Origin of the sequence: Rugamonas sp., from assembly GCF_025354735.1 — a bacterium.
Classification (GTDB): domain Bacteria; phylum Pseudomonadota; class Gammaproteobacteria; order Burkholderiales; family Burkholderiaceae_D; genus Rugamonas.
Genome location: NZ_JANXMI010000131.1, coordinates 13783 through 29245 on the forward strand (window position 1 = coordinate 13783; position 15463 = coordinate 29245).

The following is a 15463-nucleotide window of genomic DNA, read 5'->3' on the forward strand; positions in this document are numbered from 1 at the left end:
ACCATGGAAACGATCAAGAAGGGCGCCATTGTGCTGGCGCTGGCGGGCGCCAGCCTGGGCATGACGTCGTGCGGCGGCGTAAACAAAAACGGTCCCGATAACAGCAATTCGCGGCCGTCCTATCTGGGCGCCATCAGCACTACCAGCTATGACGGCAACACGGACGACTTGCTGACGGCGGGATTGGGCGCCGGCGGACTGGCGGCCGCCGTCGCGCCGGCCTATGCCGATGTCAACCATCCCACGCCCGCCGAGTTGCGCCGCAACGCCATCTACGCCAATTATCGCGCCGTGCTCGATATCAACGCCAACAGCGGCTACGGTTCCCTGTACGGCCCGAACGTCGATGCCGCCGGCAACGTCACCGGCGGCGCGGGCAAGATCGCCGGCACCGAATACATCGCTTACGCCGACGACGGCAGCGGCAAGGGCAATGTCACGCTGATGGTGCAAGTGCCGGACGGTTTCGACCCGGTCAACAATGCCTGCATCGTCACGGCCACGTCGAGCGGCTCGCGCGGCATTTATGGCGCCATCGGCAGCGCCGGGGAATGGGGATTGAAAAACCATTGCGCGGTGGCTTACACCGACAAGGGTGGCGGCACCGGCCTCTATACCTTCGACGATGATGGCGTGAACCTGCAAAACGGCGTGCGCGCCGACCGCGCCGCCGCCGGCAAAAACGCCATCTTCGCGCCCGACCTGAGCGACGCGGCCCGCGCCCAGTTTGCGCAGGCCGCGCCGAACCGGATCGCGTTCAAGCACGCGCACTCGCAGCAGAATCCGGAACAGAATTGGGGCAGGTACACCTTGCAGGCCATCGAGTTCGCCTACTACGTGCTCAATGAAAAGTATGGCGCGCTGGCCAGCGACGGCAGCAGCCACATCGTGCGCCTGACGCCGAAGAACACCATCGCCATCGCCTCGAGTATTTCCAACGGCGCCGGTTCGGCCCTGCTGGCGGCCGAGCAGGATACCGCCGGCTTGGTTAGCGGCGTCGCCGCCACCGAAGCGCAGATCCAGCCGGCGTCCGGGCCTGGCTATGTCGTGCAGCAGGGCGGGGTGACGATAGGCGCGCGCGGCAAGTCCTTGTTCGACTATTCGACCTATGCGGCCTTGTATCAGCCTTGCCTCGCTGGCAGCGCCGGCCGTTGCACCGCGCTGGCCGGCAAGGGCTTGTTGAACGGCATCACGCTGGCGCAGCAGCAAAGCGATGCCAGCGCCCGGCTTCACGCTTATGGCTGGCTGCCGGATTCCGATGTGTTACAGGCGGCCCATGCCGGCACCAATATCCTGGTGGCCGTGACCTACGCCTATGCTTACGGCAAATTCTCCGTCGCCGACAAGCTGTGCGGTTTCAGCTACACCCAGACCGACGCCAGCGGCTTGCCGGTCGCGTTCAGCGTGGCGCAAAAGGCCGCCAGCTTTGCCACGCAGAATGGCATTATTGGCAATGTGATGTACGAGGACGCGGTCGGCGGCGCCATCGCTTATACCGCCGCCGTGTCGCCCGGCAGCGACCTGGCGGATCAGGCGCTGGACGGATTCCTGTGTCTGCGGGCGCTGGCGACGGGCACCGATCCGGTCACGGCCGGCGCCTTGAGCACGGCGTTGGCGGCGCAGAGCGCGCGGGTCCAGGCCGGCATGGCGGCCGTCAGGGCCAGCGGCGATTTACACGGCAAGCCCGCCATCATCGTCCAGGGCCGCAGCGATACGCTGATACCGGTCAATCACGCGGCGCGCGCCTATCTAGCGCTGAACTCGGCGGTGGAGGGCGCGAACAGCAAGCTGCGCTACATCGAAGTGACCAACGCCAACCATTTCGACGCGTTCGCCAGCACCCTGCCGGCGTCGATAGTGCCCTTGCACGTCTACCTGATACACGCGCTCGACGCCATGTACGCCTACCTGAAAAACCAGCAGGCTTTGCCGCCATCGCAAGTGGTGCGGACGGTGACAAGGTCTAGCGCCGCCACGCCGATTACCGTGTTCAACGTGCCGCCCATCGCCGCCGCGCCGGCGGCCGGCAATGCCATCGTCGTGTCCGGCTCTCTGGTCAACGTGCCGAACTGAAGCGGCGCGGTCGTTTTATTGCTTCTTCGCAACAACCTAGTGCCATCGTCAGCCGCCGCTATGTTGGCCCGCTCAGCCTCCCTGACTGCTTCACGTGAAACAATTTGATTGTGGAGCGGCAGGGCGGGACAGGACATGACGTGTGTCGACATAGGCATCGACATCGCCGACCGTCCGTCTTTTCTTCGTACAATATAGCCTTCTCGTTTTTGTATCTAGGAAGCTATGGTCGATTATCTGGTGTTGGGTGTCGCCGCGTTCGGCGCGGGTCTGGTGGATGCGGTGGTCGGCGGTGGCGGCCTGATCCAGATTCCCGCGCTGTTTTCCGTGTTCCCCGATATGAACCCGGCGACCCTGATCGGCACCAATAAATTGTCCGCGATCTGCGGCACCGGCATGGCGGCCGCCAGTTATGCGCGGCGCGTGCGCATCGCCTGGTCGACGGCCGCGCCGGCGGCGATCGCCGCGCTGGTGTTCGCCTTCTTCGGCGCCTACACGCTGACCAAGGTCTCGCCGGACTTCATGCGCACCTTCCTGCCCATCGTGCTGATCGTCGTCGCCGCCTACACCTTCATGAAAAAGGATTTCGGCAGCGTCCACGCGCCCGCGCACAGCGGCACCAGGGAACAGCTGCTGGCGCTGCTGGTCGGCGCCGGCATCGGCTTCTACGACGGCTTCTTCGGACCCGGCACCGGCAGCTTTCTCGTATTCCTGTTCGTGCGCATCTTCGGCTTCGATTTCCTCGGCGCCTCGGCCGTGGCCAAGGTCGTCAACGTCGCCTGCAATTTCTCGGCGCTGGTCTGGTTCGGCTACAGCGGCCACCTGATCTGGCAACTGGGCGCGATGATGGCCGTGTGCCAGATCGCCGGTTCGCTGGTCGGCTCCCGGATGGCGATGCGCCACGGCAGCGCCTTCGTGCGCAAACTGTTCTTGCTGGTGGTGTCGGTGCTGATCGTTAAAACCAGCTACGACGCGATACTGCGTTGGCATGGTTAACGATAGACCACTGTTTCACGTGAAACAAAGCAGGGCGGCGATGGCGACAACGCTGCCCTTTTTGATATGTTTCACGTGGAACAATGGCCCAGCCCGCCGTCGTCGTGGTGGTGGTGAAAATTTGAGCACAAAAAAGTCGCCACCTCAAAAAGACTCTATAATCTGTCCTTAATCCCCACGCAGCTCCAAAATCCATTATGTTATTTCCAACTGAATTCGACGTCATCGTCGTTGGCGGCGGTCACGCCGGCACCGAGGCCGCCCTCGCTTCTGCCCGCATGGGCCAGAAAACGCTGCTGCTGACGCACAATATTGAAACCCTGGGACAGATGTCCTGCAACCCGTCCATCGGCGGCATCGGCAAAGGCCACCTGGTCAAAGAGGTCGATGCCATGGGCGGTGCGATGGCGATAGCCACCGACGAGTCCGGCATCCAGTTCCGCATCCTCAATTCGTCCAAGGGGCCGGCCGTGCGCGCCACCCGCGCCCAGGCCGACCGCCTCCTGTACAAGCAAGCCATCCGTTCGCGCCTGGAAAACCAGGCCAATCTGTGGTTGTTCCAGCAGGCCGTCGATGACTTGATCGTCGAAGGCGACCGCGTCGTCGGCGCCGTGACCCAGATCGGCCTGAAATTCCTGGCGCGCGCCGTCGTGCTGACGGCCGGTACTTTCCTCGACGGTAAAATCCACGTCGGCCTGCAAAACTACTCGGCCGGCCGCGCCGGCGATCCGCCGGCGATTTCGCTGTCGGCCCGTCTGAAGGAATTGAAGCTGCCGCAGGGCCGGCTGAAAACCGGCACCCCGCCGCGCATCGACGGCCGCAGCATCGACTTCAGCCAGATGGCCGAACAGCCGGGCGACCTCGATCCGGTGCCGGTGTTTTCCGTCATGGGCAACGCCGCCATGCATCCGAAGCAGATGCCGTGCTGGGTCACCCACACCAACACGAAAACCCACGACATCATCCGCGCCGGCCTCGACCGCAGCCCCATGTACACGGGCGTCATCGAAGGCGTCGGTCCGCGCTATTGCCCGTCGATCGAAGACAAGATCCACCGCTTCGCCTCCAAGGAATCGCACCAGATTTTCCTGGAGCCGGAAGGCTTGACCACGCATGAATTCTATCCGAACGGCATCTCCACCAGCCTGCCGTTCGACGTGCAGATCGCCCTGGTGCGCTCGATGAAGGGCATGGAAAACGCCCACATCCTGCGTCCCGGCTACGCCATCGAATACGATTATTTCGACCCGCGCGGCCTCAAAGCGTCGCTGGAAACCAAGGCCGTATCCGGCCTGTATTTCGCCGGCCAAATCAACGGCACCACCGGCTACGAAGAAGCGGCGGCGCAGGGCATGTTGGCCGGCATCAACGCCGCGCTGCAAACCTCGGACCGCGAATCGTGGACGCCGGGCCGTTCCGAAGCCTATCTCGGCGTGCTGGTCGACGACCTCGTCACGCAAGGCGTGCTGGAACCGTACCGCATGTTCACCAGCCGCGCCGAGTACCGCCTCAGCCTGCGCGAAGACAATGCCGACATGCGCTTGACGGAAATCGGCCGCAAGCTCGGCGTCGTCGGCGACGCCCAGTGGCAGGCCTTCGAGAAAAAACGCGAATCGGTCGCGCTGGAACTGGAGCGCCTGCGTTCCACGTGGGTCAATCCGCGCATCCTGGCGGCGGCCGAATCGGAGCGCGTCATCGGCCAGGCCATCGAGCGGGAATACTCGCTGGCCGACCTGCTGCGCCGTCCCAACGTCGAATATGAAATGCTGATGAGCATGCTCGGCGTTGATGGCCAGGTGCTCGGCGGACCCGGCGTGGAAGACCTGGCGGTGCAGGAACAGGTCGCCATCCAGCTCAAATATTCGGGCTATATCGAACGCCAGAGCAAGGAAGTCGAGCGTCACGAGCACTACGAAAACCTGCCGCTGCCCGACGGTTTCAACTACCTCGACATCCCCGCGCTGTCGGTCGAAGTGCGCCAGAAGCTACACGCGCAGCGTCCGGAAACGCTGGGTCAGGCGTCCCGCATTTCCGGCGTGACGCCGGCCGCGATTTCGTTGCTGCTGGTGCATCTGAAAAAAGCCGGCTTCGGCGGCTTGATCACTTTGAAGGATGAGGCGGTTCAATGAAGCAGTTCGATCGGGCCGCGCTGGCCCAGGTATTAAGCAATGGCATCAAGGAACTGCCGCTGGAACTGAATCAAGCGCAAGTCGACAAGCTGCTCGATTATCTGGCGCTGCTGTTGAAATGGAATTCGGTGTACAACCTGACGTCGCTGCGCGATCCGATGCAGATGGTGACGCATCACCTGCTCGACTCGCTGGCGGCGGTGCCGGCCTTCGCGGGCGCGGTCAATGTGCTCGACGTCGGCGCCGGCGGCGGCTTGCCGGGCATGGTGCTGGCGATCGCGCGGCCGGACATGAAGGTGGCCATGATAGACACGGTGCACAAGAAGACCGCGTTTTTGACGCAGGTGAAGGCGGAGCTGGGCCTGGCCAATGTGACCGTGTACACGATGCGGGTCGAGCAGCTGGAAGTGAAGCAGCCATACGACGTCATCACCTCGCGCGCCTTTGCCGACCTGTCGGACTTCGTCAACTGGTCGGGCCATTTGCTGGCCGAGGGCGGGCAATTCATCGCCTTGAAAGGGGTGGCACCGCAGGACGAGCGCGAGCGCTTGCCGGCGGACTGGAAAGTAAGCCATTTACAGCCTTTGACGGTGCCGGGACTGGATGCGGAACGCCATCTCGTGTTCATCCGTAAAACGGTATAAACAATATAAATGGTATAAATCGTTTATACGGTATAAACGATATAAATGATTTATACAGTTTTAATAGTATAAATAATATAAATCAAATCGATATTTCCGATAGCCTATCGAAAACGGTTTGATGATGCAATCTGACAATAAGAAGATACATGGCCAAAATATTTTGTGTAGCGAATCAAAAAGGCGGCGTAGGTAAGACTACCACCAGTGTCAACCTGGCAGCCGGCTTGGCCAAACTGGATCAGCGCGTATTGCTGGTCGACCTGGACCCGCAGGGCAACGCCACCATGGGCGCGGGCATCAACAAGGCGGGACTGAAGGCGTCGACCTACGAGGTGATGCTGGGCGAGTCCGACGTCGCCACCGCGCGCCAGCGCTCGGAAGCGGGGCGCTTCGACGTGCTGCCGTCGAACCGCGAACTGGCCGGCGCCGAAGTCGAGATGGTGGAACTCGATCACCGCGAGCGCCGCTTGAAGGATGCGTTGGCGCTGGTCGACCAGGAGTACGATTTCATCCTGATCGACTGCCCGCCGGCGCTGTCGATGCTGACGCTGAACGGCCTGTGCGCCGCCCATGGCGTCATCATCCCCATGCAGTGCGAGTATTACGCGCTGGAAGGCTTGTCGGACCTGGTCAACACCATCAAGAAGGTGCACGCCAACCTGAATCCGGACTTGAAGATCATCGGCCTGCTGCGCGTGATGTTCGATCCGCGCATGACGCTGTCGCAGCAGGTGTCGGCGCAGCTGGAGCAGCATTTCGGCGACAAGGTGTTCAACACCATCATTCCGCGCAATGTGCGGCTGGCCGAGGCGCCGTCGTACGGCTTGCCGGGCGTGAACTTCGATCCCTCGTCCAAGGGCGCGCAGGCGTATATCGCGTTCGGTGCCGAGATGGTCGAGCGCATCAAGAAAATGTAAGGTTCTTCACGCTGCGGCTGATCGGGGTGCGGCGGTTTAGGCCGACTCTGGTTCAGGCTGCGGGGCGGTGACCGTTGGGCAAACATACACAGAATAATTAGGACAGCATGGCAACCAAAAAACTCAAAGGTCTCGGCCGCGGCCTGGACGCGCTGCTCGGCGGCGATGGCGACCTGAATAATCCGGCGCTGGGCACGCCATCGGCTTTGCCCGTCTCGCAGATGCAGGCCGGTAAGTATCAGCCGCGCACGCGCATGGACGAGGGCGGCCTGCAGGAACTGGCGGCGTCGATCAAGACCCAGGGCATCATGCAGCCCATCCTGGTCCGTCCGGTCGGCACCGATGCGCTGACCGGCCTGGTCAAATATGAAATCATCGCCGGCGAGCGCCGCTTCCGCGCGGCCCAGATCGCCGGGCTGGAGCAGTTGCCGGTGCTGGTGCGCGATGTCGACGACCAGGCCGCCGCCGCGATGGCGCTGATCGAGAACATCCAGCGCGAAGACCTCAATCCGCTCGAGGAGGCGCAGGGCATACACCGCCTGATTACCGATTTCAGCTTCACGCACGAGCAGGCGGCCACGGCCGTCGGCCGTTCGCGCAGCGCCGTGTCGAATCTGCTGCGCCTGATTAACCTGGCGATGCCGGTGCAAACCATGCTGATGGCCGGCGATATCGACATGGGCCACGCGCGCGCGCTGTTGCCGGTCGACGCCGCCACCCAGATCACGCTGGCCACCGTGGTCGTGGCCAAGCGCCTGTCGGTGCGCGAGACGGAAAAACTGGTCCAGCGCACGGTGGAGGAGCAGTCCAGTCCGGCCGTCGAGGCGCGCCACAAGGAAAAGTCGGGCGACATCGCGCGCCTGGAGGAAGAGTTGTCCGACGTGCTGGCCACGCCGGTGGTGTTCAAGATGGGCAGCAAGGGCCGCGGCCAGATGATTATCGATTTCGCCGACCTCGACATTCTCGACGGCGTGCTGGCCCGGCTGCGCGCCTGAGGTAGCTGGCTGTCGGCGAAAGGGCTCGCCGCCAGTGTCCCGTTTGCCACCGCCGCGCCGCCACCGCTGCGGCCGGAAAAGTAAAAGTCAGTCGTAAATCGCCACCATCCAGCAAAAACTTGCCTATACCATCACGTTTGCCACAAGTTGGTGCAAGTGTGGAGCAATAGGCTCTAAAACCGTGTCATTCGCGCAGCATTTGCTCTGCTGCGGTGCAGCAACGTTTGACGCCACTCATTAAAGCCACTTATAATCCCGTGTCTTTGGACTATCGGCTTTTCTGGGAACTTGGCAAGTGAGTGATTCTACGAGTATTTCCAAGCCTGTTTATAAAGTCGTTGCCCTCCAATTGGCTATCGCCACTGGATTCGCCTTGCTCACCGCTACGCTGGGCACGGTACACAAAGGTTGGTCAGCCGCGTATGGCGGAGCGATCGCAGTCATCGGGAGCCTGATGTACGCGATGATCGTTGCGGGCGGCTCAAACGATGCCAACAAGGCGCTGCGGACGCATGTCCGCGCCGAGATGGTCAAAATATTTATCACGGTAGTGCTGTTCGCTCTGGCACTAGCGCTGTTTCAGTCGGCCGCATGGTTATGGCTGATCTTGGGTTTCGCCGTGGCAACCTTGGCATACTGGTTGTCATTGCTCGCAGTTTAATCACCCGTTTCGGGACGCCTCGGCGTGCCGGGGCAACCAAAATATACTCATTATGACCACTGAAAACGCTGTTGAGGCGGCCCACGCGGCGCCGGCTAATGCCACCGAATACATCAAGCACCACCTGAGCCACCTGCACAACGCCAGTGGCAAAAGCAATCTGGACACAATCAATCTGGACACGTTCTGGATTTCGGCCGCCCTCGGCCTGGTGTTCCTGGCCGTGTTCTACTTCGCCAGCCGCCGCGCCACCTCCGGCGTGCCGGGCAAGCTGCAAAACTTCGTCGAAGCGGTCATGGAACTGGTCAACGAGGTCGTCAACTCGGCCTTCCACGCCAAGAGCCGCGTCATCGCGCCGCTGGCCATCACCATCTTCGTCTGGGTCTGGCTGATGAACGCCATGGACTTCCTGCCCGTCGACCTGCTGCCGAAAGTCGGCCATTTCGTCGGCCTGGAACACCTGCGCGTGGTGCCGACGGCCGACGTCAACCACACTTTCGCCATGTCCTTCGGCGTGATGTTCTGCATTATTGGTTTCTCGATCAGCGCCAAGGGCATAGGCGGCTGGGGTAAAGAGCTGCTGACGGCCCCCTTCCACGCCCACGGCTTCATGGCCGTCGTGCTGGCGCCCATCAACCTGATTTTCCAGCTGATCGAATTGCTGGCCAAGCCACTGTCGCTGTCTCTGCGTTTGTTCGGCAATATGTATGCCGGCGAACTGATCTTCATTCTGATCGCTCTGCTGCCATGGTGGGCGCAGTGGTTGCTGGGTGGTCCGTGGGTGATCTTCCACATTCTGGTCGTGACCCTGCAAGCGTTTGTATTTATGGCGTTGACTGTCGTGTATCTGAGCCTCGCGGTTGAGAAACACTAATCAACATTTGAGTTGGACCCTTTTAGTATCTGTAGTCTTTTTAAAATCTTAGGAGAAATATATGCAAGCTCTGATCGCACAAGTACAAGGCATGACCGTTCTGGCAGCAGCAATCATCATCGGCCTGGGTGCTATCGGCACCGCGCTCGGTTTCGCAATTCTGGGCGGTAAATTCCTGGAAGCCTCGGCTCGTCAACCAGAACTGATGCCACAACTGCAAACCAAACTGTTCGTCATCGCCGGTCTGCTCGATGCGATCTCGATGATCGGCGTCGGCGTCGCACTGCTGTACACGTTCAACAACCCGTTCCTGACCGCCGTTATCGAAGCTGCTGGTAAGTAATTCGCTCCCTAGGAGAAACTTTTAGTTAGGAGCACAGGTATGGACATCAATATGTCTCTCATCGGTCAGATGATCACCTTCGCGGTGCTGGTCTGGGTCTCGATGAAGTTCGTATTTCCATCGCTGAATGCAGCGTTGGATGAGCGTGCCAAGCGTATCGCGGACGGTCTGGCCGCGGCCGACCAGGGTCAGGCTGCCATGGTCGTCGCTGAAAAGCGCGCCGCCGAAGCCTTGTCCGGCGCCCGCGAAGAAGCTTCGCAGCGCGTTGCCGACGCTGAAAAGCGCGCGCAACTGGTGGCCGAGGAAATCAAGGCCAACGCCCAAGCCGAAGCGGACCGCATCATTGCGCAAGCCAAGGCCGAGGCCGAGCAGCAAGTGACCAAGGCCCGCGAAGCACTGCGCGCTCAGGTGGCTGACCTGGCGGTCAAGGGCGCCGAGCAAATCCTCAAGCGCGAAGTGACCGCGTCGGCCCACGCCGACCTGTTGTCGCGCCTGGCTGTCGAGCTGTAATCATGGCAGAAAACGCAACCGTCGCCCGTCCCTACGCGGAAGCTTTGTTCCGCGTAGCCCAAGCTGGTAAGGAATCGTTCAACCTCGCGGCGTGGTCCGAGCTGGTGTCGGAATTGGCCCAGGTCGGCAGCCACCCCGAGGTGCAAGCGTATGCGCGCAATCCGAAAGTGTCGGAGCGCGACGTCATCGCCACCATCGTGTCGCTGCTCAAATCGCCGTTCAATACGGAAGCGCAGAACTTCCTGACGATGCTGGTCGAAAATGGCCGCCTCAGTTTGTTGCCGGAAATCGGCGCGCAGTTCCAGCAGTTGAAAAACAGCGTTGAAGGGGCGGCCGATGCCGTCATCGTCAGCGCCTTCGATCTGACGCCGGCCCAGGTGGCCGAGCTGATCGCGACGCTGGAAAAGAAATTCAAGCGCAAGCTCAACCCCGTCGTCACCGTCGATCCAGCGTTGATCGGCGGCGTGCGCGTGGTCGTCGGCGATGAAGTGCTCGACACCTCGGTGCAAGCGCGATTGCAGCAAATGCGCGCAGCGCTGGTCGCTTGATCGAATCGCCGAGCACCCGAACAGATTCCTCCCCTCGCGCAAGCTGAGAGAACCACACTTTAGGAGTTAGTATGCAACTCAACCCATCTGAAATCAGCGAGCTGATCAAGAGCCGTATCGAAGGCCTTGATGGCGGCGCTGAAGTACGCAACCAGGGCACGGTCATCTCCGTCGCCGATGGTATCGTCCGCATCCACGGCCTGTCGGACGTGATGCAGGGCGAAATGCTGGAATTCCCAGGCAACACCTTCGGTCTGGCCATGAACCTGGAGCGCGACTCCGTCGGCGCCGTCATCCTCGGCGCCTACGAGCACATCTCCGAAGGCGACACCGTCACCTGCACCGGCCGCATCCTGGAAGTGCCGGTCGGTCCCGAGCTGAAAGGCCGCGTCGTCAATGCGCTGGGCCAGCCTATCGACGGCAAGGGTCCGGTCAACGCCAAGATGACCTCGCCGATCGAAAAGATCGCCCCGGGCGTGATCGCCCGCGAATCCGTGTCGCAGCCGATGCAGACCGGCCTCAAGTCGATCGACGCCATGGTGCCGATCGGCCGCGGTCAACGCGAACTGATCATCGGCGACCGCCAGACCGGCAAGTCGGCCGTCGCCGTCGACGCCATCATCAACCAGAAGGGCCAGGGCATGACGTGTATCTACGTCGCCATCGGCCAAAAAGCGTCGACCATCAAGAACATCGTGCGCTCGCTGGAACAGCACGGCGCGCTGGAATACACCATCGTCGTCGCCGCCTCGGCCGCCGAATCGGCCGCCATGCAGTACATCTCGGCCTACTCGGGCTGCACCATGGGCGAGTATTTCCGCGACCGTGGCGAGGACGCACTGATCGTCTACGATGACCTGTCCAAGCAAGCCGTCGCCTACCGCCAGATTTCGCTGCTGCTGCGCCGTCCGCCGGGCCGCGAAGCCTACCCTGGCGACGTGTTCTACCTCCACTCCCGTCTGCTCGAACGCGCAGCCCGCGTGAACGCCGACTACGTCGAGAAGTTCACCAACGGCGCCGTCAAAGGCAAGACCGGTTCGCTGACCGCCCTGCCTATCATCGAAACCCAGGCGGGCGACGTGTCGGCCTTCGTGCCGACCAACGTGATTTCGATCACCGACGGCCAGATCTTCCTGGAAACGTCGCTGTTCAACTCGGGTGTTCGTCCCGCGATCAACGCCGGTATCTCGGTGTCGCGCGTCGGTGGCGCCGCCCAGACCAAGGTCATCAAAAACCTGTCGGGCGGTATCCGTACCGATCTGGCCCAGTACCGTGAACTGGCCGCGTTCGCGCAGTTCGCGTCCGACCTGGACGAATCGACCCGCAAGCAGCTCGACCGTGGCGCCCGCGTCACCGAATTGCTCAAGCAGGCCCAGTACTCGCCGCTGTCGATCTCGCTGATGGCGTCCTCGCTGTTCGCCGTCAACAAGGGTTTCCTGGACGACGTCGCCGTCAAGAAGGTGTTGCCGTTCGAAGCCGGCCTGCACGCCTACCTGAAGACCAAGCAAGCTGCGCTGCTGGAAAAGATTGAATCGACCAAGCAACTGGACAAAGACGGCGAAGCTACGCTGTCGGCCGCCATTGCCGACTTCAAGAAATCCGGCGCATTTTAATTGCACGGCGGCCCGGGCTTGAAACCCGGGCCGCCGCGGCGCAGAAGGAGTAAGGACTCATGGCATCAGGCAAAGAGATACGTGGCAAGATCAAGAGCGTAGAAAATACGAAGAAGATCACCAAGGCGATGGAAATGGTCGCCGCATCGAAAATGCGCAAAGCGCAGGACCGCATGCGCGCCGCCCGTCCCTACAGTGAAAAGATACGCAACATCGCCGCCAACCTGGCGAACGCCAACCCGGAATATTCGCATCCCTTCCTGGTCGACGAGCAAGGCACCAAGGCCAAGGCTGCTGGTTTCATCGTCGTCACGACCGACAAGGGTCTGTGCGGCGGCATGAACACCAACATCTTGCGCATGGTGACGGCCAAGAGCCGGGCGCTGGAAGCGGCCGGCAACCAGATCGCCGCCGTTGCGATCGGCAACAAGGGTTTGGGGTTTTTGAATCGGGTCGGCGTGCGCGTCGTCGCGCACGTCACGCACATCGGCGATACGCCCCACCTGGAAAAGCTGATCGGACCGGTCAAGGTCATGCTCGAGCAATTCCAGAACGGCGAAGTCGACGCGGTCTACCTGTGCTACACCAAGTTTATCAACACGATGAAGCAGGAGCCGGTGGTGGAGCAGTTGTTGCCCTTGCCAGCGGCCAAGAAGCAGGCGGACGCCGGTAATCACAACTGGGATTACATCTACGAGCCCGATGCCGCGACCGTGATCGATGAACTGCTCGAGCGCTATGTGGAAGCGCTGGTGTACCAGGCGGTGGCGGAAAACCTGGCGTCCGAGCAATCGGCGCGCATGGTGGCGATGAAGTCGGCCAGCGACAACGCTGGCAGCGTGATCGGCGAATTGAAGCTGATATACAACAAGACTCGTCAAGCCGCGATTACCAAAGAACTTTCCGAAATCGTCGCCGGTGCGGCTGCGGTTTAAACGAATTAAACTATATAGAAGGAACGAACATGGCTGATGGCAAAATCGTTCAGTGTATCGGCGCTGTGGTGGACGTTGAGTTTCCCCGCAATGCGATGCCCAAGGTATTCGATGCCTTGAAAATGGCCGGCTCCGAGCTGACCCTGGAAGTCCAACAACAGCTGGGCGACGGCGTGGTCCGTACCATCGCCCTGGGCTCGTCCGACGGCTTGCGCCGCGGCATGATGATCCAGAACACCGGCAAACCGATCATGGTTCCGGTCGGCAAGGCCACCCTGGGCCGCATCATGGACGTGCTGGGCAACCCGATCGACGAATGCGGTCCGGTCTCGCACGAACAGATGGCCTCCATCCACCGCGCGCCACCGGCCTACGATGAGCTGTCGCCATCGCAGGAACTGCTGGAAACCGGCATCAAGGTGATCGACCTGGTGTGCCCGTTCGCCAAGGGCGGCAAGGTCGGCCTGTTCGGCGGCGCCGGCGTCGGCAAGACCGTCAACATGATGGAATTGATTAACAACATCGCCAAGGCGCACTCGGGCGTGTCCGTGTTCGCCGGCGTCGGTGAGCGTACCCGCGAAGGCAACGACTTCTACCACGAGATGGCCGACGCCAAAGTGGTCGATCTGGAAAATCCGGAAAACTCCAAGGTCGCGATGGTCTACGGCCAGATGAATGAACCGCCGGGCAACCGTCTGCGCGTGGCGCTGACCGGCCTGACCATGGCCGAATCGTTCCGCGATGAAGGCAAGGACGTGCTGTTCTTCGTCGACAATATCTACCGCTTCACGCTGGCCGGCACCGAAGTGTCGGCATTGCTGGGCCGTATGCCGTCGGCCGTGGGTTACCAGCCGACGCTGGCCGAGGAAATGGGTCGCTTGCAAGAGCGCATCACCTCGACCAAGACCGGTTCGATCACCTCGATCCAGGCCGTCTACGTGCCCGCCGATGATTACACCGATCCATCGCCGGCCACCACCTTCGGCCACCTCGATTCGACCGTCGCCCTGTCGCGTGACATCGCCTCGCTCGGTATCTACCCGGCCGTCGATCCGCTCGATTCGACCTCGCGCCAGCTCGACCCGCTCGTCGTCGGTCAGGAACACTACGACACCGCGCGCGCCGTGCAGATGACCTTGCAACGCTACAAGGAATTGCGCGACATTATCGCGATTCTGGGCATGGACGAACTGGCGCCGGAAGACAAACTGCTGGTCTCGCGCGCACGTAAGATGCAGCGTTTCCTGTCGCAGCCCTTCCACGTGGCCGAAGTGTTCACCGGCGCGCCGGGCAAATACGTCGCGCTGAAAGACACGATCAAGGGCTTCAAGATGATCGCGTCGGGCGAACTCGACCACCTGCCGGAACAAGCGTTCTACATGGTCGGCACGATCGACGAAGCAATCGAAAAAGCCAAGAAACTCAACTAATCGTTGAGAGAACCGGTCGCGCCGCCCGCTTGCGCGGCGCGGCGCGACCGTTGCACCCGATAGGACACACATGGCAAATACAATACACGTAGACGTCGTTTCCGCCGAGGAGTTGATCTACTCTGGCGAAGCCGAGTTCGTCGCGTTGCCGGGCGAGCAGGGCGAGCTGGGGATCTATCCCAAGCACACGCCCCTGATTACCCGCATCCGGCCGGGCGCGGTGCGCATCCAGGTGCCGGGCCAGGCTGAAGAAGAGTTCGTCTTCGTCGCCGGCGGCCTGCTGGAAGTGCAGCCGAACGTCGTGACGGTGCTCGCCGACACCGCGATCCGCGGCAAGGATCTGGACGAGGCCAAAGCGGTCGCGGCCAAGAAACGCGCCGAAGAAGCGTTGCAGAACAACAGCTCGGGCATGGACTACGCCAAGGCGCAAGCCGAACTGGCCAGCGCCATCGGCCAGCTGGCGGCGATCGCCAAGCTGCGTCACCGCAACTGACACCCCCCTGCGGCGGCCGCGACCCGACCGTCACAGCGAAAAGGCAGCCTCGGCTGCCTTTTTTTCGTCCGCCGTCCCGATCGCCGCGCCGCCGTCGCGGGCCGGCCACGATTGACGCACCTCAAACGCGCGCCGACCTGGCACGCTATGCTGGACTGAACGTAAGCGTCTTCCCAGCGCCGTCTGGACTGCATGACCAGCGTCCTCCATGATCGAATTTTGGCACAGCATTTGTGCCCACAAATTCTGATTATGGACACAAATTTTCAACCGGTCATTTCAAAGAACGCACGCGGCCA

The 15463-nt window shown here is 61.6% G+C and carries 15 protein-coding genes; all 15 read left to right on the plus strand.

Going from position 1 to position 15463, the window contains the following annotated elements:
• Window positions 1–3: 3 nt before the first annotated feature.
• A complete protein-coding gene (locus Q0S71_RS10670; protein WP_295994748.1) occupies window positions 4–2073 on the plus strand; it encodes a 3-hydroxybutyrate oligomer hydrolase family protein in 2070 nt (689 codons plus the stop codon).
• 225 nt (window positions 2074–2298) lie between these two features.
• Window positions 2299–3069 (plus strand): TSUP family transporter, encoded by a 771-nt coding sequence (locus Q0S71_RS10675; RefSeq protein ID WP_295994751.1) that lies wholly within the window; start codon window positions 2299–2301, stop codon window positions 3067–3069.
• Window positions 3070–3266: 197 nt separating this feature from the next.
• The gene (mnmG, locus tag Q0S71_RS10680; protein ID WP_295994756.1) at window positions 3267–5198 is read left to right on the plus strand and encodes a tRNA uridine-5-carboxymethylaminomethyl(34) synthesis enzyme MnmG; all 1932 of its coding nucleotides are present in this window, start codon (window positions 3267–3269) and stop codon (window positions 5196–5198) included.
• Window positions 5195–5842, plus strand: a complete 648-nt coding sequence (rsmG, locus tag Q0S71_RS10685; RefSeq protein WP_295994759.1) for a 16S rRNA (guanine(527)-N(7))-methyltransferase RsmG — start codon at window positions 5195–5197, stop codon at window positions 5840–5842. The genes mnmG and rsmG overlap by 4 nt, the downstream gene beginning before the upstream one ends.
• A gap of 149 nt (window positions 5843–5991) precedes the next feature.
• Window positions 5992–6762 (plus strand): AAA family ATPase, encoded by a 771-nt coding sequence (locus Q0S71_RS10690; protein ID WP_295994762.1) that lies wholly within the window; start codon window positions 5992–5994, stop codon window positions 6760–6762.
• A gap of 107 nt (window positions 6763–6869) precedes the next feature.
• Window positions 6870–7757: a ParB/RepB/Spo0J family partition protein gene (locus Q0S71_RS10695; protein WP_295994764.1), complete on the plus strand. Its 888-nt coding sequence runs from the start codon at window positions 6870–6872 to the stop codon at window positions 7755–7757.
• Between the two features lie 295 nt (window positions 7758–8052).
• A complete protein-coding gene (locus Q0S71_RS10700) occupies window positions 8053–8418 on the plus strand; it encodes an ATP synthase subunit I (RefSeq protein ID WP_295994767.1) in 366 nt (121 codons plus the stop codon).
• Window positions 8419–8470: 52 nt separating this feature from the next.
• Window positions 8471–9292, plus strand: a complete 822-nt coding sequence (gene atpB / locus Q0S71_RS10705; RefSeq protein ID WP_295994769.1) for a F0F1 ATP synthase subunit A — start codon at window positions 8471–8473, stop codon at window positions 9290–9292.
• Between the two features lie 73 nt (window positions 9293–9365).
• On the plus strand, window positions 9366–9635 hold the full coding sequence (gene atpE, locus Q0S71_RS10710) for a F0F1 ATP synthase subunit C (RefSeq protein WP_367185290.1): 270 nt from the start codon (window positions 9366–9368) through the stop codon (window positions 9633–9635).
• A 39-nt stretch (window positions 9636–9674) separates the two neighbouring features.
• Window positions 9675–10145, plus strand: coding sequence for a F0F1 ATP synthase subunit B (locus Q0S71_RS10715; protein ID WP_295994775.1), 471 nt, complete (start codon window positions 9675–9677; stop codon window positions 10143–10145).
• 2 nt (window positions 10146–10147) lie between these two features.
• On the plus strand, window positions 10148–10693 hold the full coding sequence (locus tag Q0S71_RS10720; protein WP_295994778.1) for a F0F1 ATP synthase subunit delta: 546 nt from the start codon (window positions 10148–10150) through the stop codon (window positions 10691–10693).
• A 71-nt stretch (window positions 10694–10764) separates the two neighbouring features.
• Window positions 10765–12306: a F0F1 ATP synthase subunit alpha gene (gene atpA, locus Q0S71_RS10725; protein ID WP_295994781.1), complete on the plus strand. Its 1542-nt coding sequence runs from the start codon at window positions 10765–10767 to the stop codon at window positions 12304–12306.
• A 59-nt stretch (window positions 12307–12365) separates the two neighbouring features.
• Window positions 12366–13241, plus strand: coding sequence for a F0F1 ATP synthase subunit gamma (gene atpG / locus Q0S71_RS10730; RefSeq protein WP_295994784.1), 876 nt, complete (start codon window positions 12366–12368; stop codon window positions 13239–13241).
• Between the two features lie 29 nt (window positions 13242–13270).
• Window positions 13271–14671, plus strand: coding sequence for a F0F1 ATP synthase subunit beta (gene atpD / locus Q0S71_RS10735; protein WP_295994787.1), 1401 nt, complete (start codon window positions 13271–13273; stop codon window positions 14669–14671).
• A 70-nt stretch (window positions 14672–14741) separates the two neighbouring features.
• Window positions 14742–15164: a F0F1 ATP synthase subunit epsilon gene (locus tag Q0S71_RS10740; protein ID WP_295994791.1), complete on the plus strand. Its 423-nt coding sequence runs from the start codon at window positions 14742–14744 to the stop codon at window positions 15162–15164.
• The last annotated feature ends 299 nt before the right edge of the window (window positions 15165–15463 follow it).